The sequence below is a fragment of the Saccharomonospora piscinae genome, from assembly GCF_005862235.1.
Lineage (GTDB): Bacteria > Actinomycetota > Actinomycetes > Mycobacteriales > Pseudonocardiaceae > Saccharomonospora > Saccharomonospora piscinae.
In genome coordinates this window covers 627504-647350 of the sequence record NZ_VCEK01000003.1, presented here as the reverse complement: position 1 = coordinate 647350, position 19847 = coordinate 627504, and the positions used below count along the sequence as shown (strand labels likewise).

The 19847-nt window shown below is 72.0% G+C and carries 24 protein-coding genes; 7 read left to right on the top strand and 17 right to left on the bottom strand.

The genetic code is table 11. The features are described 5' to 3' along the window. Positions 1-8: 8 nt before the first annotated feature. The 10 genes from murI to clpS all read right to left on the bottom strand — a co-directional run bounded on the left by murI (position 9) and on the right by clpS (position 6121). Positions 9-797 (bottom strand): glutamate racemase, encoded by a 789-nt coding sequence (gene murI / locus FFT09_RS14190; protein ID WP_138382966.1) that lies wholly within the window; start codon positions 795-797, stop codon positions 9-11. Next, entirely contained in the window at positions 794-1414 is a 621-nt protein-coding gene (locus FFT09_RS14185; protein ID WP_138383210.1) for a rhomboid family intramembrane serine protease, read from the bottom strand. The genes murI and FFT09_RS14185 overlap by 4 nt, the downstream gene beginning before the upstream one ends. A 147-nt stretch (positions 1415-1561) precedes the next feature. Next, the gene (locus FFT09_RS14180) at positions 1562-2512 is read right to left on the bottom strand and encodes a PLP-dependent cysteine synthase family protein (protein WP_081191356.1); all 951 of its coding nucleotides are present in this window, start codon (positions 2510-2512) and stop codon (positions 1562-1564) included. An 11-nt stretch (positions 2513-2523) separates the two neighbouring features. Further along, entirely contained in the window at positions 2524-2802 is a 279-nt protein-coding gene (locus FFT09_RS14175) for a MoaD/ThiS family protein (RefSeq protein ID WP_024874705.1), read from the bottom strand. Between the two features lie 73 nt (positions 2803-2875). Continuing rightward, complete coding sequence (locus tag FFT09_RS14170; RefSeq protein WP_024874706.1) at positions 2876-3334, bottom strand: M67 family metallopeptidase; 459 nt, start codon at positions 3332-3334, stop codon at positions 2876-2878. 53 nt (positions 3335-3387) lie between these two features. Further along, positions 3388-3936, bottom strand: coding sequence for a hypothetical protein (locus FFT09_RS14165; RefSeq protein ID WP_138382965.1), 549 nt, complete (start codon positions 3934-3936; stop codon positions 3388-3390). A 19-nt stretch (positions 3937-3955) separates the two neighbouring features. Beyond that, positions 3956-4240 (bottom strand): ATP-dependent Clp protease adaptor ClpS, encoded by a 285-nt coding sequence (locus FFT09_RS14160; protein WP_244231358.1) that lies wholly within the window; start codon positions 4238-4240, stop codon positions 3956-3958. Further along, complete coding sequence (locus FFT09_RS14155) at positions 4237-5268, bottom strand: P1 family peptidase (protein WP_138382964.1); 1032 nt, start codon at positions 5266-5268, stop codon at positions 4237-4239. Before FFT09_RS14155 ends, FFT09_RS14160 begins: the two co-directional genes overlap by 4 nt. Positions 5269-5282: 14 nt before the next feature. Continuing rightward, positions 5283-5840 carry a DUF2017 domain-containing protein gene (locus tag FFT09_RS14150; protein WP_138382963.1) on the bottom strand — a complete coding sequence of 186 codons (558 nt, stop codon included), beginning with the start codon at positions 5838-5840 and terminating at the stop codon, positions 5283-5285. Further along, on the bottom strand, positions 5837-6121 hold the full coding sequence (gene clpS / locus FFT09_RS14145; protein WP_024874711.1) for an ATP-dependent Clp protease adapter ClpS: 285 nt from the start codon (positions 6119-6121) through the stop codon (positions 5837-5839). Before clpS ends, FFT09_RS14150 begins: the two co-directional genes overlap by 4 nt. 119 nt (positions 6122-6240) lie before the next feature. Here clpS and FFT09_RS14140 point away from each other — a divergent pair, with 119 nt between their 5' ends. The 5 genes from FFT09_RS14140 (at position 6241) to FFT09_RS14120 (ending at position 11672) form a co-directional block, all read left to right on the top strand. Then, the gene (locus FFT09_RS14140) at positions 6241-7536 is read left to right on the top strand and encodes a nicotinate phosphoribosyltransferase (protein ID WP_138382962.1); all 1296 of its coding nucleotides are present in this window, start codon (positions 6241-6243) and stop codon (positions 7534-7536) included. 27 nt (positions 7537-7563) lie between these two features. Beyond that, complete coding sequence (locus tag FFT09_RS14135; protein ID WP_081191359.1) at positions 7564-8145, top strand: isochorismatase family protein; 582 nt, start codon at positions 7564-7566, stop codon at positions 8143-8145. Further along, positions 8142-9077 carry a sugar kinase gene (locus FFT09_RS14130; protein ID WP_081191360.1) on the top strand — a complete coding sequence of 312 codons (936 nt, stop codon included), beginning with the start codon at positions 8142-8144 and terminating at the stop codon, positions 9075-9077. Before FFT09_RS14135 ends, FFT09_RS14130 begins: the two co-directional genes overlap by 4 nt. 148 nt (positions 9078-9225) lie before the next feature. Beyond that, positions 9226-11280, top strand: coding sequence for an ATP-dependent DNA helicase (locus FFT09_RS14125; protein ID WP_081191361.1), 2055 nt, complete (start codon positions 9226-9228; stop codon positions 11278-11280). A gap of 23 nt (positions 11281-11303) precedes the next feature. Further along, entirely contained in the window at positions 11304-11672 is a 369-nt protein-coding gene (locus tag FFT09_RS14120; RefSeq protein ID WP_024874716.1) for a hypothetical protein, read from the top strand. Between the two features lie 9 nt (positions 11673-11681). Here FFT09_RS14120 and FFT09_RS14115 read toward each other — a convergent pair whose 3' ends face one another. From FFT09_RS14115 to FFT09_RS14100, 4 genes are all read right to left on the bottom strand, one after another. Next, positions 11682-12473, bottom strand: coding sequence for a peptidyl-tRNA hydrolase (locus FFT09_RS14115; protein WP_081191362.1), 792 nt, complete (start codon positions 12471-12473; stop codon positions 11682-11684). Beyond that, positions 12470-13699: a phosphoserine phosphatase SerB gene (gene serB, locus FFT09_RS14110; RefSeq protein WP_138382961.1), complete on the bottom strand. Its 1230-nt coding sequence runs from the start codon at positions 13697-13699 to the stop codon at positions 12470-12472. The genes FFT09_RS14115 and serB overlap by 4 nt, the downstream gene beginning before the upstream one ends. A 44-nt stretch (positions 13700-13743) precedes the next feature. Beyond that, positions 13744-15528 (bottom strand): aa3-type cytochrome oxidase subunit I, encoded by a 1785-nt coding sequence (ctaD, locus tag FFT09_RS14105; RefSeq protein WP_024874719.1) that lies wholly within the window; start codon positions 15526-15528, stop codon positions 13744-13746. A 286-nt stretch (positions 15529-15814) separates the two neighbouring features. Further along, on the bottom strand, positions 15815-16561 hold the full coding sequence (locus FFT09_RS14100; RefSeq protein ID WP_138382960.1) for an alpha/beta fold hydrolase: 747 nt from the start codon (positions 16559-16561) through the stop codon (positions 15815-15817). A 38-nt stretch (positions 16562-16599) separates the two neighbouring features. On the opposite strand from FFT09_RS14100, the gene FFT09_RS14095 reads away from it, so the two are divergent. Next, on the top strand, positions 16600-17154 hold the full coding sequence (locus FFT09_RS14095; RefSeq protein ID WP_138382959.1) for a GNAT family N-acetyltransferase: 555 nt from the start codon (positions 16600-16602) through the stop codon (positions 17152-17154). A 7-nt stretch (positions 17155-17161) separates the two neighbouring features. Here the strand turns inward: FFT09_RS14095 and FFT09_RS14090 are convergent, their stop codons facing one another. Both FFT09_RS14090 and FFT09_RS14085 read right to left on the bottom strand, forming a co-directional pair. Beyond that, a complete protein-coding gene (locus FFT09_RS14090; protein ID WP_024874722.1) occupies positions 17162-17452 on the bottom strand; it encodes a hypothetical protein in 291 nt (96 codons plus the stop codon). Positions 17453-17496: 44 nt separating this feature from the next. Further along, complete coding sequence (locus tag FFT09_RS14085; protein ID WP_138382958.1) at positions 17497-18630, bottom strand: alkaline phosphatase family protein; 1134 nt, start codon at positions 18628-18630, stop codon at positions 17497-17499. A gap of 46 nt (positions 18631-18676) precedes the next feature. Here FFT09_RS14085 and FFT09_RS14080 point away from each other — a divergent pair, with 46 nt between their 5' ends. Continuing rightward, positions 18677-18883: an FmdB family zinc ribbon protein gene (locus FFT09_RS14080; RefSeq protein WP_037333980.1), complete on the top strand. Its 207-nt coding sequence runs from the start codon at positions 18677-18679 to the stop codon at positions 18881-18883. Positions 18884-18889: 6 nt separating this feature from the next. Here the strand turns inward: FFT09_RS14080 and FFT09_RS14075 are convergent, their stop codons facing one another. Then, the gene (locus FFT09_RS14075; RefSeq protein WP_138382957.1) at positions 18890-19807 is read right to left on the bottom strand and encodes a DUF3558 domain-containing protein; all 918 of its coding nucleotides are present in this window, start codon (positions 19805-19807) and stop codon (positions 18890-18892) included. Between the last annotated feature and the right edge of the window lie 40 nt (positions 19808-19847).

Below are 19847 nucleotides of genomic sequence, written 5' to 3'. Positions count from 1 at the left end.
CGCCCGCCTCACGTGGCGGCGAGCACGCTGCCGAACCCCATGAAGCGCCGCGCCAGCCGGGTGAAGGGCTCCGAGGACCCGGTGGCGAGGAACTCGTGCGCGGACGCCTCGGCGGGCTCGGCCAGCAGATCCCGTTCCGTGAGCACCCGGACGACGTCCTTGGCTGTCTCCTCCGCGCTCGACACGAGGGTGACCTCGGGGCCCATGACCGTCTGGAGCACACCGGTGAGCAGGGGATAGTGCGTGCAGCCGAGGATCAGGGTGTCCACCCCGGCCTCGCAGAGCGGATCGAGATAACCCTGCGCGAGCCCGAGCACCTGCCGTCCCGACGTGGTCCCGCGTTCGACGAACTCCACGAACCGGGGGCAGGGCACGCTGTGCAGCGTGACGTCGGTGGCCGCCAGCGCGTCGTCGTACGCGCGCGAGCGGACCGTGCCCTCCGTCCCGATCAGGCCCACCCGGCCGTTGCGAGTGGTGGCGGCGGCGCGCCGCGCGGCGGGCAGCACCACCTCGAACACCGGGATGTCGTAGCGTTCCCTGGCGTCCCGAAGGCAGGCGGCCGACGCGGTGTTGCACGCGATGACGAGGGCTTTCACCCCGTCGGCGACGAGCCCGTCGAGCGCGTCGAGCGCCAGCGCGCGGACCCGGGCGATGGGCAGCGGCCCGTACGGCGTGTGCGCGGTGTCGCCGAGGTAGCGAAGACGTTCGGCGGGCAGCTGGTCGGCCACGGCACGCGCGACCGTCAGCCCGCCGACACCGGAGTCGAAGATCCCGATCGGGGCGTCGGCCGTGGTCACGTGCCGAGAGTACCGGGCGGCGGGGGCGCGGTGGACGCCGAGGACGCCGAGGACGCTCGAGCCCGGTCCGCCCGCGCGACCAGCCAGGCCGCGACGACCCCGCCCAGCGCACCGAACAGGTGACCCTGCCAGCTGATGCCCGGAGTGCCGGGGAACACGCCCCACAACATGCCGCCCCACAGCGCGAGCAGCACCACCGCCACCGAGAGCTGGGCGAGGCTGCGGGTGAACACCCCGCGCACGAGCAGGAACGCCAGCCAGCCGAAGGCCAGCCCCGACGCGCCCACGGTGACCGCGAGCGAGGGTGCGGTCAGCCACACTCCCAGCCCGCCGAGCACCCAGATGGTGGCCGTCACCCACACCCACTGCCCGATGCCGCCCGCCATGGCCAGGAACGCGAACACCGCCACCGGCACCGTGTTGGCGAACAGGTGCGGCCAGCCCGCGTGCAGCAGCGGCGCCCAGACGACGCCGTCGAGGCCGTCGAGCGAGCGCGCGACGATGCCGTAGTAGTCCAGGTTCAGCGGCAGCACGACGTCGACGAGCTCCACGAGGTAGAGCACGAGCACGAAGCCGAACGCGACCACCGCCGACGCGACCGGCTTCGGCGGGATCACCCGGTTACCGGGCGCGCGACGGGGTTTGCCCGACGGAACCGGAGAAGAGGCGCGGGGAATGTCCACACCCCGCACACTAACCCCTCCATCCGACGACGACCTCGGGTGAAAACCCTGAGAACGCCATCTGGGCGCGGCGGGTCCGCCTCACGCCCAGAGCTGGCCGTCCAGCCGCTCGGCCGCCTCGTCGAGCGATCCGCTGTAGGCACCGGTGGACAGGTACTTCCACCCGGCGTCGGCCACCACGAAGGCGATGTCGGCCTGCTCACCCCGCGCGAGGACCTTGTTGGCCACCCCCAGCGCCGCGTGCAGCACGGCGCCCGTGGAGATGCCCGCGAAGATCCCTTCGAGTTCCAGCAGCTCCCGCGTACGCCGCAGCGCGTCGTAGGCACCCACCGAGTAACGGCCGCTGAGCACGTCGGGGTCGTACAGTTCGGGCACGAACCCCTCGTCGAGGTTGCGCAGGCCGTACACCAGCTCGCCGTAGCGGGGCTCCGCCGCGATCACCTGCGCGTCCGGTTTGTGATCGTGCAGGTACCGGCCGACCCCCACGAGTGTGCCCGTGGTGCCGAGGCCCCCGACGAAATGGGTCAGCGTCGGCAGGTCCTTGAGCAGTTCGGGGCCCGTGCCGTCGTAGTGGGACTCGGCGTTGGCCGGATTGCCGTACTGGTACAGCATGATCCAGTCGGGATTGGCCTTCGCCAGTTCCTTGGCTCGCCGCACGGCCTCGTTGGAACCGCCCGCGGCCGGGGAGTACACGATCCGCGCGCCGTACGCCTGGAGCAATTGCCTGCGCTCCTCCGACGTGTTCTCCGGCATCACGCACACCATGCCGTAACCCTTGAGCTTGGCGGCCATGGCCAGCGAGATGCCGGTGTTGCCCGACGTCGGCTCCAGGATCGTGGCCCCGGGCCGGAGCAACCCGTCCCGCTCGGCCGTCTCGATCATCGCGAGCGCGGGGCGGTCCTTGATGGAACCCGTCGGGTTGCGGTCCTCCAGCTTGGCCCACAACCGCACGTCGGGTGAGGGCGACAGCCTCGGCAGCCCCACCAACGGGGTGCCGCCGAGCGTGTCGAGCAGGGACTCGTACCGGGCCATCGAGGGCCTGCCTACCGCGCGCCGCCCGCCACCGCGGGCAGGATGGTCAGGGTGTCGCCGTCGGACACCTCGGCGTCGAGCCCACCGGCGAAGCGCACGTCCTCGTCGTTGACGTAGACGTTGACGAACCGGTGCAGCTTCTCGTCCTTGACCAGGCGCTCCTTCAGCCCGCCGTGCTGGGTGTCGAGATCGTCGATCACCTCGGCCACGGTCTTCCCGGTCGCCTCCACCGACTTCGCACCGCCGGTGTGCGTGCGCAGGATGGTGGGGATGGAGACGGTCACGGACATGGGTTACCTCCACTCGGGGTCTGACGACAGGAAAAGACGTTCGCGCGGGCGGGAAAATTCCCGCACCGGGCCGTCAGCGCGCGTCGGGGACGTCGTCGCTTCCGGTGTTGGCGAACATGTACGACTCGACGACCTCGACCGGCTCCTCGGTCACCTCACCGTCGACGATGCGGTACGAGCGGAGTTCGTGCGTCTCCGGATCACGGGTCGACACCAGCACGTAGTGCGCGAAGGGCTCCTGTGCCAGCGCGATGTCGGTGCGGGACGGATACGCCTCCGTGGCCGTGTGGGAGTGGTAGATCACCACCGGCTTCTCGTCGCGGGCGTCCATTTCGCGGTAGAGCCGGAGCAGATCACCCGAGTCGAACTCGTAGAAGGTCGGCGAGCGCGCCGCGTTCACCATCGGGACGAAACGTTCGGGGCGGTCCGTGCCGTCGTCGGGACCCGCGATGACGCCGCACGCCTCGTCCGGGTGGTCCCGGCGGGCGTGGTCGACCATCGCGGCGACGAGGTCACGGCGGATCTGCAACACGCCCCCAGTTTACGGTCCCCGGCGGCCCCGTTCACACCGTGAGACGGCGCAGGTCACGCTGTGAACACGGTCTCGGTGTCGCCGTCGGCCAGTGCCGCCTCGGCGAGCGCGGTCTGGCAGGTGACCAGCCAGGTGAGCTCCCGGCCACCCTTGCGCAACGTCACCGTGGGCCAGTCGACCCTGGCGTTCCAGCGCGGTCGCGGCAGGTACGGCGCCTGGGCGTGGGCCAGCGCACAGAACACGTCGGGCACCACCTCCCCCGGCACCGTCACCACCACCGGGTCGCCGCCCGTCTCGTGCGCGTTCCCGACGAGCGTCAGCGTGCGGCCGACCGCGTCGCACACCCGGCGCCGCATCGCCGCCCCGTGGCGGGCACGGAACTCCTCGCCCGCCTCCCGGTCGAGGTAGGCGTCGGGAAAGAGCCTGCGGTCGGGCAGCGGGCGGGGCCGCCGCGCGAACCGGCTCCGGCGGCGCCCGGTGAGCGCACCGTCGACCTCGGCGAGCACGCGCAGCAATCCCTCGGATACGGCGCGCGACACCGCCAGGCACACGGCCTGCTCGGCCTGCTCCGCCTGCCAGGCACGCACGAACTCCCCAGCCATCCGGTCGTCTCCTCGTCCGCTACCGTCGCGTCGTCGCTGTGGCAGCGGTGGCCCGCACTCCCAGTACCTGGATCTCGGCCACCACCCGCTCGGCCTCCTCGCGGGTCCGGCAGTCGAGCACCCGGACCGTGCCGTGCCGCTGCGCCTCGTCCGCCAGCGCGACCCCCGCCTCAGGAGACACGCCGCACACGCGCCACAGCACGAAGGCCACGCCGGGAAAGCGGGTCACGTCGTCGGCGTGCAGGTCGATGCCCCACGTGCCGTCGTCGGTCACGGTCTCGTCCGTCGCGGTCTCGTCAGTCACGGCCTGAGCACCTCGGGCCACCGCTGCGAGTACGCCGTCAACCCGGCCACCGACCGCGCGGCGAGCAGGCCGTGCACCATCGCGCGGGCGAAGGTCCGCGCCGCCGCGGCGCAGAGCCGGTCCAGCGACGCGGCCGTGCCCACGTCCCCCACCGGGCCCCCGGCGGTCACGGGCAACTCGGTCGCGCCCGTGGCCAGCGCGAACACGGTGTCGCCGTCGAACATCGTGTGCGAGGGCCGCACCGCCACGGCGATACCGTCCTGCGCGGCCACCGCGAGCCTGCGGCACTGCGCCTTGGACAACGCGGCGTCCACGGCCACCACACCGATCGTCGTGTTCAGCGGGGTGGGTGCCACCTCGCCCGGCGCCGGGCCAGCGGGGCGCTCCGGCCAGCGGGCCACCCCGAACTCGCCCTCGTGCTCGTACTCGGCGGCGTACGGCTCACCGGTCGCGGCACGCACCGCCTCACCAGCGGCGTTGAGCACCGCCAGCGCGCCCACGACCACTCCGTCGACCACCTCGCTGGCACTGCCGACACCGCCCTTGAGCGAGCCCGCCACCGCTCCGGCGCCCGCGCCCACCACGCCCTGCTCCACGGGTCCGTCCGAGGCGGCCTCGCAGGCGGCGTAACCGAACTCCGCGTCCGGCCGGTTGCCCCACTCGCCCCGGGGCAGATCGAAGATCACCGCCGACGGCACGATGGGCACCACATGGGCGGGGTCCGGGCCCACCCGGAAACCGCGATGCCGCTGCGCCAGCCACCGCATCACCCCGTCCGCGGCCGACAGCCCGTACGCGCTGCCACCCGAGAGGCACACGGCGTCCACCGTGCTCACCAGGTTCTCCGGTTCCAGCAGATCGGTCTCGCGCGTGCCAGGCCCACCGCCACGCTGGTCCACGGCGCCCACGGTGCCCTCCGGCGGCAGCACCACCGTCGTCCCGGTCAGCCAGCCGTCGCCGAGGCGCTGGTACTGCCCCACCCGCACGCCACGCACGTCGGTGATCGCGTTGTGCTCCCCAGTCGTCACCTACGCTCCCCGGATCACTCGGTCAGAGCCCGGACCAGGGTGTCCTGCACCCAGGTCAGCCAGTGGTAGACCCCGAGGTGCGGGGCGCGCGGATCACTCTCCGGCAGTTCGTCGGGCAGATCGTCGGTCACGTCGAGCGCCGTCCCGAGCGCCAGCCTGACGTCGTTGAGGGCCGACAGCCACGCGTCGGCCTCCTCGAACGTCAGCCGGATATCGCCGCCGTCCGGCGGCAGCGTCCCCAGCACCTGCCGCGCGACACCGACCTTCGCGTCCAGCAACTCCGGCTCGTGCAGCGAGCGCAGGGCCGCGGCCGAGTCGAGGTCCTCCTTCGACGGGTTGTCCGGATCGAGCCTGTGGAAGTCGGGCAGCAACCGGCCGAGCACGGGATCGTCCGGCCCCTCCGACGGCCCCGTCCGGATGCCCGTCAGCTCAGCCAGCTCGTCCTGCGGCGCGTCCTCCGCGCGAGCCGTCAGCATGTCCTCGACCTGGCTCACCAGGCCGCGCACCACGGCAGCCTCCTGCTGCTCGAACGTGGCCACCACCGAGCCGCCCCTGCGGCGCCATTCCTTCACGGTTGTTCCATCGTCGCCCACAGGCCCGCCGCGTGAAGCTTCGCGACGTCGCCCTCCACCTTCTCCTTCGATCCCGACGACACGACCGCCCTGCCCTTGTGGTGCACGTCGAGCATCAGCTTCGTCGCGTGATCCCTGCTGTACCCGAAGATCCGCTGCAACACGTAGGTCACGTAGGACATCAGGTTCACCGGGTCGTTCCACACGATCGTCTGCCACGGGCGATCCGTGGCGCCGGTGTCCGCACCGAGCGTCTCTTCGGCCTCGACGGGCGTGCTCATGCCTCCCATGGTGTCACGGACAGCCGCGACGCCGTGTCACGAGGTCGGCCACGCGGGTGAGGGGCGCGTCGCCCGGAGGCACTCCCCATTCGGCGCGGTCGCCGGAGATAATCTTGGGCATGTCCTCCTCGGCGAGCGGGAACAGCACGGCGCTGTTCACCGACCACTACGAGCTCACCATGCTGGCCAGCGCGCTGCGCGACGGCACGGCCGACCGCGACTGCGTGTTCGAGGTGTTCGCCCGCAGGCTGCCGTCGGGGCGCCGCTACGGCGTCGTCGCCGGAACCCAGCGCGTGCTCGACGCCCTCGCCGAGTTCCGGTTCACCGACGCCGAACTCGCCCAGCTGGATTCCACCGCCGTCGTCGACTCCGCGACGCTGGACTGGCTCGCGAACTACCGCTTCACCGGTGACATCGACGGCTATCCCGAAGGGGAGCTGTACTTCCCCGGCTCGCCCCTGCTGACCGTGCGCGGCACGTTCGCCGAGGGCGTGGTGCTGGAGACGGTGGTGCTGTCGATCCTCAACCACGACAGCGCCATCGCGTCGGCCGCCGCGCGCATGTCCGGTGCCGCCAACGGCAGGCCGATCATCGAGATGGGCGGCAGGCGCACCCACGAACACGCCGCCGTCGCCGCGGCCCGAGCCGCCTACCTCGCCGGGTTCGCCACGACCTCGAACCTCGAAGCCGGCCGCCGCCACGGCATCCCCACCAGGGGCACCGTGGCCCACGCCTTCATGCTGCTCCACGACAGCGAGGAAGCCGCCTTCCGGTCCCAGATCGACAAGATGGGCACCGACACCACGTTGCTCGTCGACACCTACGACATCACGAAGGGCATCGACACCGCCGTCCGCGTGGCCGGTCCCGAGCTCGGCGCCATCCGCATCGACTCCGGTGACGTCGGCGTCCTCGCACGCCAGGCCAGGGAACAGCTCGACAGGCTGGGTGCGAAGGACACGCGCATCGTCGTGTCGGGAGACCTCGACGAGCACGCGATCGCGGCCCTGCGCGCCGAACCCGTGGACGCCTACGGAGTCGGCACCGCCGTGGTCACGGGTTCCGGCGCCCCCACCGCGGGCATGGTCTACAAACTGGTCGAGGTGGACGGTCGCCCCGTGGCGAAGCGCAGCGAGCACAAGGCCTCCCGCGGCGGGCGCAAGGCCGCGCTCCGGCGGCACAAGCCGACCGGAACCGCGCTGGAGGAGGTCGTCTACCCGTGCTCGGCACCGCCCGAGGCCGGCGAGACCGATCGGCAACTACAGATCCCCCTGGTGCGCGCTGGACAACCGGTGGCGGACCTGCCCACCCTGGAAGACGCACGGCAACGGCTGCGCCGCGGACTGGTCAGTCTGCCGTGGGAGGGACTGAAGCTGTCGAGCGGCGAAGCGGCCGTTCCCACGACGTTCCTGTAGCCGCCCGCGTCGATCCTGGAGGTGAACATGGCTACCGCACTGATCGTGGTGGACGTGCAGAACGACTTCTGCGAAGGCGGCTCGCTGGCCGTGGCCGGAGGGGCCGCCGTGGCCGACGCGATCTCCGCCCGCCTGCGGGACGCGGACGGCCCGGCCTACGACCACGTCGTCGCGACCCGCGACTACCACATCGACCCCGGCGCCCACTTCAGCGACGAGCCCGATTTCGTCCGGTCGTGGCCCCGGCACTGCGTCGCCGACACCCCCGGCGCGGCCTTCCACCCCCGGTTGGACGTCGGCCCGATCACGGCGGTGTTCTCCAAGGGGCAGTACAGCGACGGCTACTCCGGGTTCGAGGGCGAGACCGACTCGGGACAGGGCCTCGCCGAGTGGCTCACCGCCCGTGGCGTCACGGCGGTGGACGTCGTCGGGATCGCCACCGACCACTGCGTGCGCGCCACCGCGCTCGACGCGGCACGAGCGGGCTTCACGGTCCGCGTCCTCGCCGATCTCACCGCGGGGGTTTCGCGGTCCACTGTGGATTCCGCGCTGGCGGAGCTGCGCGAGGCGGGCGCGACCGTGGCGGGCACCCCGAAGGTGGGTCCGTGACCGGCACGGGCCTGGTGACCTTCGGCGAGGCGCTGGCGGTGTTCAGCACCCCGGCGGGCAAACTCCGGCACGCCACGTCGGTCGACGTCGGCATCGCGGGCTCCGAGGCCATGGTCGCGATCGGCGTGGCCCGCCTCGGCGTCCCCTCGGCCTGGGCGGGCAGGCTCGGCGCCGACGAACCCGGCGCGCTGGTGCTGACCCGCCTGCGGGACGAGGACGTGGACACCTCCGCCGTGCGCACCGACCGGCAGGCGCCGACCGGTCTGATGATCAAGGACTTCCGCAACACCGACGTCACCCGCGCCGCCTACTACCGCAACGGCAGCGCGGGCACCCGGCTGTCCCCCGAGGACGTTCCCGAGGAACACATCAGGACGGCCGGAGTCCTGCACCTCAGCGGCCTCACCCCCGGTCTGTCCGACTCGGCCACGAAGGCCGCGTTCGCCGCCGCCGAGGCCGCGCGCGGCGACGGCGTCACCGTCTCGATCGACATCGAGTACAGCCACGCGCTGTGGTATCCGGAGGACGCCGCCGACATCCTCTACGACCTCGTCTCCTTGTGCGACATCGTGTTCACCGGTGAAGACGCGGCGAGGCTGCTCGGCTTCGACGGCGAGCCGGAGGACCTCGCCGCCGCCGTGGGCGAGCTGGGAGCGGAGCAGGTGATCGTCAAGCGCGGCCCGCGCGGAGCGGTGGCGGAACTGCACGGATCCCGCTACGACGTGCCGAGCTACCCCGTGCGGTCCGTGGACACCGACGGCGCCGACGACGCGTTCGTGGCGGGCTACCTCAGCGAGTTCCTGGCGGGAACGTCGCCGGATCGCCGCCTGCGCACGGCCGCGGCGTGCCGCGCGTTCTCGCTCACCGTCCCGGGTGAAACCCCGGGCCTGCCGGACCGTGCGGCGCTCGAACTCCTCGCCCGCCCCCGCTGAACCACCGTGTCCGCAGCCCGCGTAGCCGTGTCCGCAGCCCGCGTAGCCGTGTTCTCAGCGTGCGGTGCGGACACGGCTACGGGAAGTGCGGACACGGCTACCTAACCTGCGGACACGACGGGATGGGGACGCGCGGTACCGTCGGAGCGTGACCGGTGCCCGCACGGATCTGCCCAGCGTCCGCGAACTCCTCTCCCACGCCGTCGAGGCCGTCGGCGGTACCGAGCGCGACGGTCAGGTGGCCATGGCCGACGCCGTCGACCGCGCGATCCGCACCGGCGAGCACCTCGCTGTCCAGGCGGGCACCGGAACCGGGAAGTCGCTGGCCTACCTCGTGCCCGCCCTCCGGCACGCCGTCGAGTCGGGCACCACCGTCGTGGTCTCCACGGCGACGATCGCGCTGCAACGCCAGCTCGTCGACCGGGACCTGCCGCGCCTCGCCAGGGCGCTGAAACAGCCACTCGGCGAGGAACCGACGTTCGCGATCCTCAAGGGCAGGCGCAACTATCTGTGCCTGCACCGCGTCCACGGCGGGATCGAGGACGAGCCGGAGGACACCGGTCTGTTCGACCAGTACGCGATCTCCCGCGTCGGCCGCGAGGTGAAGCGGCTGCACGAGTGGTCGTCGGACACCGAGACGGGCGACCGGGACGAGCTGGTGCCCGGCGTGTCCGAACAGGCGTGGCGTCAGGTGTCGGTGACCGCGAAGGAGTGCCTGGGCGCGGCTCGCTGCCCGGTGGGCGACGACTGCTTCGCCGAGCACGCGCGCGCCGACGCGGGCAGGGCGAGCATCGTGGTCACCAACCACGCGCTGCTGGCCATCAACGCGCTGCAGGACTACCAGGTGCTGCCCGAGCACGACGTGACGATCATCGACGAGGCACACGAGCTGGTCGACCGGGTCACGTCGGCGGCCACGGCGGACCTGTCGTCCGCGATGGTGTCCGCCGCGGCGCGACGGTGCGGGCGGCTGATCGACGCCGACATCGCCGACCGGTTGCTGGAGACGGGCGAGGGCCTGTCGCTGATGCTGGAGGACGCACCGCAGGGCAGGCTCGACACGTTGCCCGACGCGCTGGGCGGCGCGGTGGCGGCGGTGCGCGACGCCGCGCACGCGTGCCTGGCCGCGCTCGGGTCCGACCGGCGGGAGGACGCGGAGGAGGCCACCAAACGCAAGCTCGCCCGCTCCGCGCTCGACGACGTCCACGACACGGCGGTGCGACTGCTGGAGGCGTTCGAGGACGACCCCGGCGAGCGCAAGGACGTCGTGTGGCGCTCGGGCGATCGGCAGTCGGCCAACCCGCGACCGCCCGCGCTGCACGTCGCCCCGCTCGGGGTCGGCGGACTGCTGCGTGAGCGTGTGTTCGGCAGCAGCACCACGGTGCTCACGTCCGCGACACTGGCCCTCGGCGGCACCTTCGACACGCTCGCCCGCCAGTGGGGACTCCCGCCGGAGCCGCGCCCGACCGACCGCGCCGAGGGGACGGCCACGGAGAAAGCACCTCCGTCGGATGCCGACACGGAACCGCACTGGAGCGGGCTCGACGTGGGTTCGCCGTTCGACTACCGGCGCAACGGCATCCTCTACCTCGCCAGGCACCTGCCACCGCCCGGCCGCGACGGCCTCGCGGCGCCCACGCTCGACGAGATCGCCGAACTGATCGACGCGGCGGGCGGGCGCACGCTCGGACTGTTCTCCTCCATGCGCGCGGCCAAGCAGGCCACCGAGGAACTGCGCGACCGCGTGACACACCCGATCCTGTGCCAGGGCGACGACGCCACGTCGCTGCTGGTGAACAAGTTCGCCGAGGACCCGCGCACCTGCCTGTTCGGCACGCTGTCGCTGTGGCAGGGCGTCGACGTCCCCGGCGCGGCACTGCAACTGGTGATCGTGGACCGGCTCCCCTTCCCCCGGCCGGACGACCCGGTGGCGTCGGCCCGCCAGCGGGCGGTGGAAGCGCGCGGCGGCAACGGCTTCCTCACCGTGGCCGCCACCCACGCCGCGCTGCTGCTGGCGCAGGGCGTGGGCCGGTTGCACCGCGCGACGAGCGACCGCGGGGTGGTGGCCGTCCTCGACTCCCGCCTGGCGACCGCCCGCTACGGCGGGTTCCTGCGTGCGTCGCTGCCGCCGCTGTGGCCTACGCAGAAGACCGAGGTCGTTCGCGAGGCGCTGCGCCGACTCGACGCCGCCGCCCCCGCCTGAGCTCGCCGAGAGCAGGAAGTACGGTGGACGCCAACCCGACCCCGAGGGAGATCTCGTTGCCCCCCGACTCGTCCAGCGCCCGTTCCCGTTCCGTCAGCGTCGACGACACGGGCGTTCGTCGCCTGCTGGCCGACGGCAGCGAGGAATCCGTCACCTGGTCCGACCTGGCCGCCGTGGTGGTACGGGTGATCCCCGAGGGGCCCTGGAAAGAGGACGTCTTCCTCATGCTGGCCGCCGCCGACGGCACCGGCACGGCCGTACCCAGCGGAGATCCGGCCGCCGACGCGCTGATCGAGCGGTTGCAGATGCTGCCCGGGTTCGATCACGACACGTTCGTCGAGGCCATGACCACCGACGCCGACAAGGCGTACGTGGTGTGGAAGGCGAACTGAGCCGCCCGCTCACCAGGAGGACGGCCTGCGGGCCAGCACGGTGACGGTGCCGGGGTCGACCTCGGTGAACCCCGCGTCCCGGACGGCCACGAGCCCGTGCTCGCCCCAGGCGCGGTGCGGTTGCGCCAGCGCCGCCAGTCCCTCCTCCCACTGCCGCCGGTCGGCGACCCGCACGGCGCACCGGTAGTCGTGCGCCGCCCACGCGGCGAGCCCCGCCGGATCGAGCAGCGCCGCCAGCAGCATCGTGGCGTGGCCGACCTGAGCCGCGGCCTTGCCCGCCGACAACGCCACGTCGGGATTCAGCAACAGCAGCGGCCACTCGGCGGGCGCCGCGCCCGGCTCGTCGGCGGGCAGGTCGCTGCCGGAGATCTGCAACCGCGCCACCTCCCGGGGCAGCTCCCCGACCGGGCACGGCACGAGCGCCCTGACCTCGGCACCGGCCACCTCCGTGGTCACGCCGGGCAGCTCGCGCACGGCCTCCCAGTGTGCGCCACGTGCCCGGCGGGCCACCTTGCGGATGTGGCCGGAGGTCCACGTGTGTACCGGCTCGTACCACGCGCCGCCGGGCTGGGCGCGCTCGTCGAGGCACACCGCGACCGCGGCACTCGCCGCGGCCTCCAGCAACGCCGTGCGCGACGGTGGATTCGCCCGTTCCAGCCGCAGCACGACGGGCATGGCCCACACCCGCTCCGGCGGGACGTCCCTGTCGGCGGTGCGTTCGGCGGGCAGCCCGAGCCACCAGGCGTAACGCGCGGCGACGGGTGCCAGCACCGGCTCGCCGGGCTCCTCCGGCGCCGTCACGGCCGGACGAGCGGCAGGCCGTCGGCGGTGTCGGCGGCCTCGACCTCCGCCCGCGTCACCCCGAGCATGAACAGCACCGCGTCGAGGTAGGGATGCGACAACGCGGCGTCGGCGACCTCGCGCAGCGCGGGCTTGGCGTTGAACGCGACGCCCATCCCCGCGGTGGTCAGCATGTCGATGTCGTTGGCACCGTCGCCGACGGCCACGCACTGGGCGAGCGGAATTCCGTACCCGGCGGCGTAGCGTTGCAGCGCCTCCGCTTTCGCCGCCCGGTCCACGACCTCCCCCACGACCCGGCCGGTGAGGGTGCCGTCCACGATCTCCAGCTCGTTGGCCACGGCGAAGTCGAGCCCGAGATCGGTGACGAGGCCGTCGATGATGCGGCTGAACCCACCCGAGACGACGCCGCAACGGAAGCCGAGTCGCTTCAACGTACGGATCGTGGTGCGTGCGCCGGGCGTCAGTTCGATGCGCGCGGCGACCTCGTCCAGCACCGACTCGGGCAGCCCCTTCAGCAGCGCGACCCGGCGCGTCAGCGACTCCGTGAAGTTCAGCTCACCGCGCATGGCCGCGTCGGTGATCTCCCGGACCTGCGGTTCCACCCCGGCGTGCGCGGCGAGCATCTCGATGACCTCGCCCTGGATGAGGGTCGAGTCGACGTCGAACACGACGAGCCGCTTCGCCCGGCGCGACAGCCCGGCGCGCTCGATCGACACGTCCAGCCCGCCCCGGGCTCCCACATCGGCGAGCATCGTACGAAGCTCGCTGTCGGCCGCCGCGGTGTCCTCGGAGGCCGAGACGTACAGTTCGAGCCCCGTCACCGGGTAGTCCGCGATGCTGCGAATCGTGTCGATGTTGGCGCCCACGTCCGCGAGGCGCCGCGCGACCTGGGTGAACGCCCGAGCTGTGACGGGCCTGCCCAGCAGCACCAGCACGTGCGAGGACCCCCGGCGTGCCGGGGCGAACGGATCGGAGCCGATGGCCGACCCGATCCGCACGTCCACGGTCATCGACACCGTCGCCATGGCCTGCTCGACCATCTCCTGCAGCCCCTCGGGGTCCGAGTCGACGGACACGAGCACGCCGAGCACCAGCTGGCCCCGGATGACGACCTGCTCGATGTCGAGTACCTCGACACCGTGCCGCGTCAACGCCGCGAAGAGCACCGACGACACTCCGGGCTGGTCGGGCCCGGTCGTGGTGATCAGGACGGGGGTGGGACTCACTGTGCCTCCCTCGGCTCCGGCTCGCGTGGCCGGGACGGCCCCGGTCACTGCTCGCTTGCGTTGTCCTTGTCGCGGTTGCCCGGCATCGCCGAGGCGGTGACGAGTTCGGACGGCGCGTCCTTGGCATCCTTGTGCGGCAACGTCTTGCCGGTGAAGGTGACGTGCCCCTCACTGCGCATCCGCTCGACCATGTGCGGGTAGTGCAGCTCGAACGCCGGGCGCTCGGAGCGGATGCGGGGCAGCTCGGTGAAGTTGTGCCGGGGCGGCGGGCAGCTCGTGGCCCACTCCAGCGAGTTGCCGTAGCCCCACGGGTCGTCCACCGTGACGATCTCGCCGTACCGGTAGCTCTTGAAGACGTTCCAGATGAACGGCAGCGTCGAGGCACCCAGGATGTAGGCGCCGATCGTGGAGATCGTGTTCAGCGTCGTGAACCCGTCGCTGGCGAGGTAGTCCACGTACCGGCGGGGCATGCCCTCGTTACCCAGCCAGTGCTGCACGAGGAACGTCGCGTGGAAGCCGACGAAGGTCGTCCAGAAGTGCAGCTTGGCGAGCGACTCGTCCATCATGCGGCCGGTGATCTTCGGGAACCAGAAGTAGATCCCGGCGAAGGTCGCGAACACGATGGTGCCGTAGAGCACGTAGTGGAAGTGCGCCACCACGAAGTAGCTGTCCGAGACGTGGAAGTCGATCGAGGGAGCCGCGAGCAGCACACCGGTCAGGCCACCGAAGAGGAAGGTGACCATGAAGCCGATGGTGAACAGCATCGGCGACTCGAAGCTCATCTGCCCCTTCCACATCGTGCCGATCCAGTTGAAGAACTTGACCCCGGTCGGAACGGCGATGAGGAAGGTCATGAAGGCGAAGAACGGCAGCAGCACCGAGCCGGTGGCGTACATGTGGTGCGCCCACACGGCCAGCGACAGCGCCGCGATGGCCAGCGTGGCCCACACCAGCCCCTTGTAGCCGAAGATCGGCTTACGGGTGAACACCGGCACGATCTCCGAGGCGATCCCGAAGAACGGCAGCGCCACGATGTAGACCTCGGGATGGCCGAAGAACCAGAACATGTGCTGCCACAGGATGACGCCGCCGTTGGCGGGGTCGAAGACGTGGGCACCGATGTGCCGGTCGGCGAGCAGGCCCAGCAGCGCGGCGGTCAGAATCGGGAAGGCGAGCAGCACCAGCAGGCTGGTGACCAGGATGTTCCACGTGAAGATGGGCATCCGCCACATCGTCATGCCGGGCGCGCGGAGGCAGACCACCGTGGTGATCATGTTGACGGCACCGAGGATGGTTCCCAGACCACTGACGACCAGTCCGGCGATCCAGAGGTCGGCCCCGACACCGGGCGAGTAGATCGCGTTCGACAGCGGGGTGTAGGCGAACCAGCCGAAGTCGGCGGCGCCGCCGGGCGTGATGAACCCGGCCACGGAGGTCAGCCCGCCGAAGAGGTAGAGCCAGTACGAGAACGCGTTCAGCCGGGGGAAGGCCACGTCGGGCGAGCCGATCTGCAACGGCAGGACGTAGTTGGCGAACCCGAACACGATGGGCGTCGCGTAGAACAGCAGCATGATCGTGCCGTGCATGGTGAACAGCTGGTTGTACTGCTCCTGCGACAGGAACTGCTGGCCGGGCACCGCGAGCTCGGTCCGGATCAGCATCGCCATCGCGCCGCCGACCATGAAGAAGGCGAACGCCGTCACCATGTACATGATGCCGAGCTGCTTGTGGTCCGTCGTGCGGAGCAACCGCAGCAGGGACGAACCCTTCACCGACTCTCGCGTCGGGTACGGACGCGTGGCGATCGGCTGGGGTTCTACGGCCGTCACTGAAGCCTCCTGCACTCGCTACCCCGCGAATCTTGCTGCGCCACGGGCGGGGACCCACGTTGGCATGAGGGATCGTATCCCGGTGCCCTCCGCCGCTCGCGCACCGGGAGCACAGATCACGTCCCGACGGGCGAGCGCACCGCCACCCGCTCCGACCTGCGGCGGCGCGGGCGACGGAAAGCCGCAGGTGGTGGCGTTGCCAGGGGCGAGTCCACCGCCCGCGACCGGCGGCGTTACCTAGGTCACGTCCTACGACACCGTGTCGGAGGCAGCGCCCGCGGGCGGCTCACCGCAGCACTCGCGAGACGGCCTCGACCACGCCCTCCGGTTCCTCCAGCGGGGTCAGGTGCCCGGCTTCCGGCAGTACCACGAGTTCGGCGTCCGGGATGGCGCCCGCGAGGGCACGCGCGGCCTCCGGCGGGGTGACCGCGTCCTCCTCACCGACGACCACGACCGACGGCACCGACACCGACCGGAGCAGTTGGGTGGAGTCCGCGCGCGCCGCCATCGCCCGCTGCGCCCAGGCGACCCCGGCCGGTGACTGCTGCTCGATCAGGCCCCGTACCCGGTCGACCACCTCAGGACGCCGCTCGCGGGTGGTTTCGCCCAGCAGCGCAGGCACCATCGACTCGGCGAGCCACCCCGCCGTTCCCTCGCTGTCCGCCCTGTGGGCGACCGCGAGCCGGTTCCGCCTCGCCTCGTCGGTGTCGGCACCGGACCTGGTGTCGACGAGCACGAGCCCGCCGACCCGCTCCGGTGCCAGCCGCAGCAGGGCGAGGGTCACGTAGCCGCCCATCGAACAGCCGCCGAGCACGACCCGGTCGAGTTCCAGGCGGTCCAGCAGGGCGAGCACGTCACGGGCGGCGTCGTCCAGGCTCGGTTCGCCGCCGGACTCCGGCAGCGGCGAGCGCCCCATACCGCGCAGGTCCGGTGTGATGAGCCGGGTACGTTCCGCAAGCGGCGCGCGCACGGTGTCCCACATCCGCGCGTCGACCGGATAGGCGTGCAGCAACACGAGTGGCAGCTCAGACATCCCCCCATTGTCGGGCAGAGGCTCTAGATTCGACGGACATGACACGGCGGCTGGAACCCCTGCGCACCCGGCGCCTGCTGCTGCGGCCGTTCACCGACGCCGATCTCGCCGTCGTCGTCGGCATCCAGAGTGCGCGCGACACCCATCCGCACGAGAGCGCGCCGAGGACACCGCAGGAGGCCAGGGCCCAGTTCGACTCCTGGCGGCAGCACTGGGCCGAGCACGGCTACGGCTACCTCGCGGTGGAGCGCACGGGCATCCCCGGCGTCATCGGAGTCGGTGGGGTGCAGGCCACCGAACTGGGCGGTGAGCGGGTGCTGAACCTGTACTACCGCTTCCGGCCGGAGGTGTGGGGTCGCGGCTACGCGCCGGAGATGGCGGCGGAGGTACTGCGCTGGGCGCAGCGCGAGCTTCCCGAGCGGCCCGTGGTGATCGTCACGAACGTCACGAACGCCCCCGCCCGGCGCGTGGCGGCCAAACTCGCGTTCCGCGAGTACCGCAGGGCCCTCTACGCGGGGGCCCCGGCGGTGTACTACCGCAGGGACCCCGCGCACGGTGCCGTCGGCGGCACCGGCGAGGACGGCACGCGCTGAGGCGGGCTCACCACCGGCGGCGGGTGGGCGCCCTGCGCGTGCGCGCGGTCCAGCAACCCCGGTGCCAGTGCCTGCGGTCGGTCACGGAGCCGTAGTCGTCCGCGGGCCACGCGACCACGTGGGCGACGCCCGGCCGGATCTCGTGGTCGCAGCCGGGGCAGCGGTAGAACTTCGTGGCCTGCGCTCCGGGAACGGTGCGCACCACCCAGTCGCCGTCCGGGCCGGACTCGGGGCGTGCCCAGCCCGCCGACGAGCCGAGGCGCGGCGCGTCCCGGCGGGCACGGTTGCGGCGGGGCATGCCCTCCACGGTAGCGGCCGGGCCCCGCGCCGACCGCGCGTGGATCAGTCGCGCACGGCCAAGGCGAAGGGCACCAGCTGTTCGGCGCTGGAGAGGGAACCGTGCTGGCCCACCAGGGCTGACTCCCGGGGCTCGGCTCGCCGCCGCAGCACCCCGGAGCGGCCACGGGCGGCCACCACGACATCGCCGATCCGGGGCAGCACGTAGTCGGCCACGGCGGGCCCGAACAAGCCGTGCGCCACCGCTTCCTCGCGGCGCAGGACCCACGCGCGCTCGCCCAGCACCTCGCGCCACGCCGCGAGCACGTCGTCGGCCGCACCCGGCCGCGTGTACACGTGGCGGGCCCGTACCTCTCCCGCCACCGCCCGCACGCCCTCGTGCAGTGCCGGTATCGCGTCGGCGTTGATCGCGGTGTCGTCGAGGGTCACCATGCCGTGATCGGCGACCACGGCGAGCGCCGAGCCCGGGGGCAGGTCCTCGACCAGCAGTTCCACCAGCCGGTCGATCATGCGCAGCTGGAGTCGCCACGGCGCCGAACCCGGACCGTGGCCGTGGCCCATGAAGTCGAGGTCGCCGTGGTAGGCGTAGCAGAGGCCACCGCGCGTACACAGGGTTCGCCGCACCGCCGCGGCCAGGTCACCGAACGCGTGGACGCCGACGTAGTCACCGCCGGAGAGCACCGCACGGGTGAGTGGAGTGTCCGTGAACTGCGCCGAGGACACGACCGTGGCCGCCATACCCGCCTCGGCCGCGAGGGAGAACGTCGTGGGCCGCGGCTGCACACTCTCGGGCGCGAGATCCCGCAGCGCGGCTCCGTCCGGGTGACGGCACCAGCGCAGGGCATTGATCACTCCGGTGCCCGGCAGTTCGAAGGAGTACCCCACCAGGCCGTGCTGACCGGAGGGCACTCCGGTGCCGACGGCGGCCAGCCCCGCCACCGTCGTAGCGGGATAGCCCGCCCGCAGCGGCCGTCGCCGCAGCCCGGCCAGCACCGGAGCGTCGGCGGAGTAGGTCTCCAGCAGCTCCCAGCCGAGCCCGTCCACCAGCAGCACGCAGACGCCCGACCGGGCTCCGAATCCCAGCAGGTCGGTGTGACCGCGCACGCCCAGCGCCGCCAGCGCCGACGGGGTGAGATCGCTCAGCGCGGGTGTCTCGGCATCGAGCACGGGCACGTCCATCTCTGCCACCCTCCCAGAACCGCGCCGCCGTGGCGATAATCGGAGTATGCCGACCTACGCCTACCGCTGCCGCGTCTGCGCGGAGTCCTTCGAACTGACCCGGCCGATGCGCGAGTCCGGCGCACCCGCGCCCTGCCCCTCGGGCCACGACGACACGGTGAAGCTGCTGACCACGGTGGCGCTCACCGGCGCGGCGCCGTCGCCGGCCCCGGCGGGCGGGGGCTGCTGCGGCGGAGGTTGCTGCGGCGGCTGATGCCACTCAGCCGCCGTCCCCCTCGAACTCCGGCAACCGCGGCCACGCGATCTCCGCCAGCTCCATCGCGGTTTCGCAGTGGTCGCCGTCGCCGCCTTCCGCCCAGATGGTCACCACCTCCCACTCGGTCGTCGCCTCGGCGGGCACCGCCATGTGGGGGGTCTCGATCCAGCAGCCGTCGGAATAGTCCCACAAGCGGGACGGCCTGCCCGCGACATCGTCGGGGTAGACGCCGGTGAGGTCGGCGCCGAAGTCCATGACGTCGAACTCCACGTCGGCGCGGATCGCCGGTTCTTCCGGCAACGCCCGGTAGCAGGCGTGGCCACCGAGTCCCGGTGTGGTCGCGAGCTCCCTGCCCATGACGTCAGCCACCTCTGCCACGTCCAGTACCTCGCACGCGTCCTCCCCGGTGAGGGAGTCAGCCGCGGGCTTCCTCGACTCGGCCGACCCGGCGAAGGCCGACGCCGCAACGGCGTCGGTGACGGAATCCGCAGCACGGCACAGGTCGTCCATGTCGTCGTGCCCGTAGACCGGCAGCGCCATGATCTGCAATCCGACGTCGTCGGCGAAGACGAGTTCACGCCAGCACGTTCCGTCGTCGTCGTCGAAGTGCAACCGGTGCACCGACCGCGCGAGCGTGCGGTTCTCGTCGGTCGAGCCGAACGGAACGGTCGTGTAGAGGTCGCCCACCGTGACCTGCACCATCGCCTCCGCGATCTCCACCTCGGCGTAGCAGCGCACGAGCCCCGACAGCGACGACCGCACCGTGACCGGCGAGTCGCGCAGGACGTGGTCGTTCACCAGGCTGCAGAAATCGACCGTCGCGAAATCGCCGAACGCCGCCTGTGCGGTCAGCGCAGGAACGTCACCAGCGTCGGCGGTGCCGCGCACGCTGGAGGTACACCCGGCTGTCAGAAGCACCACGGCCAGAGCGAGAGATCCGAGAAGTCTGAACGACACGGTG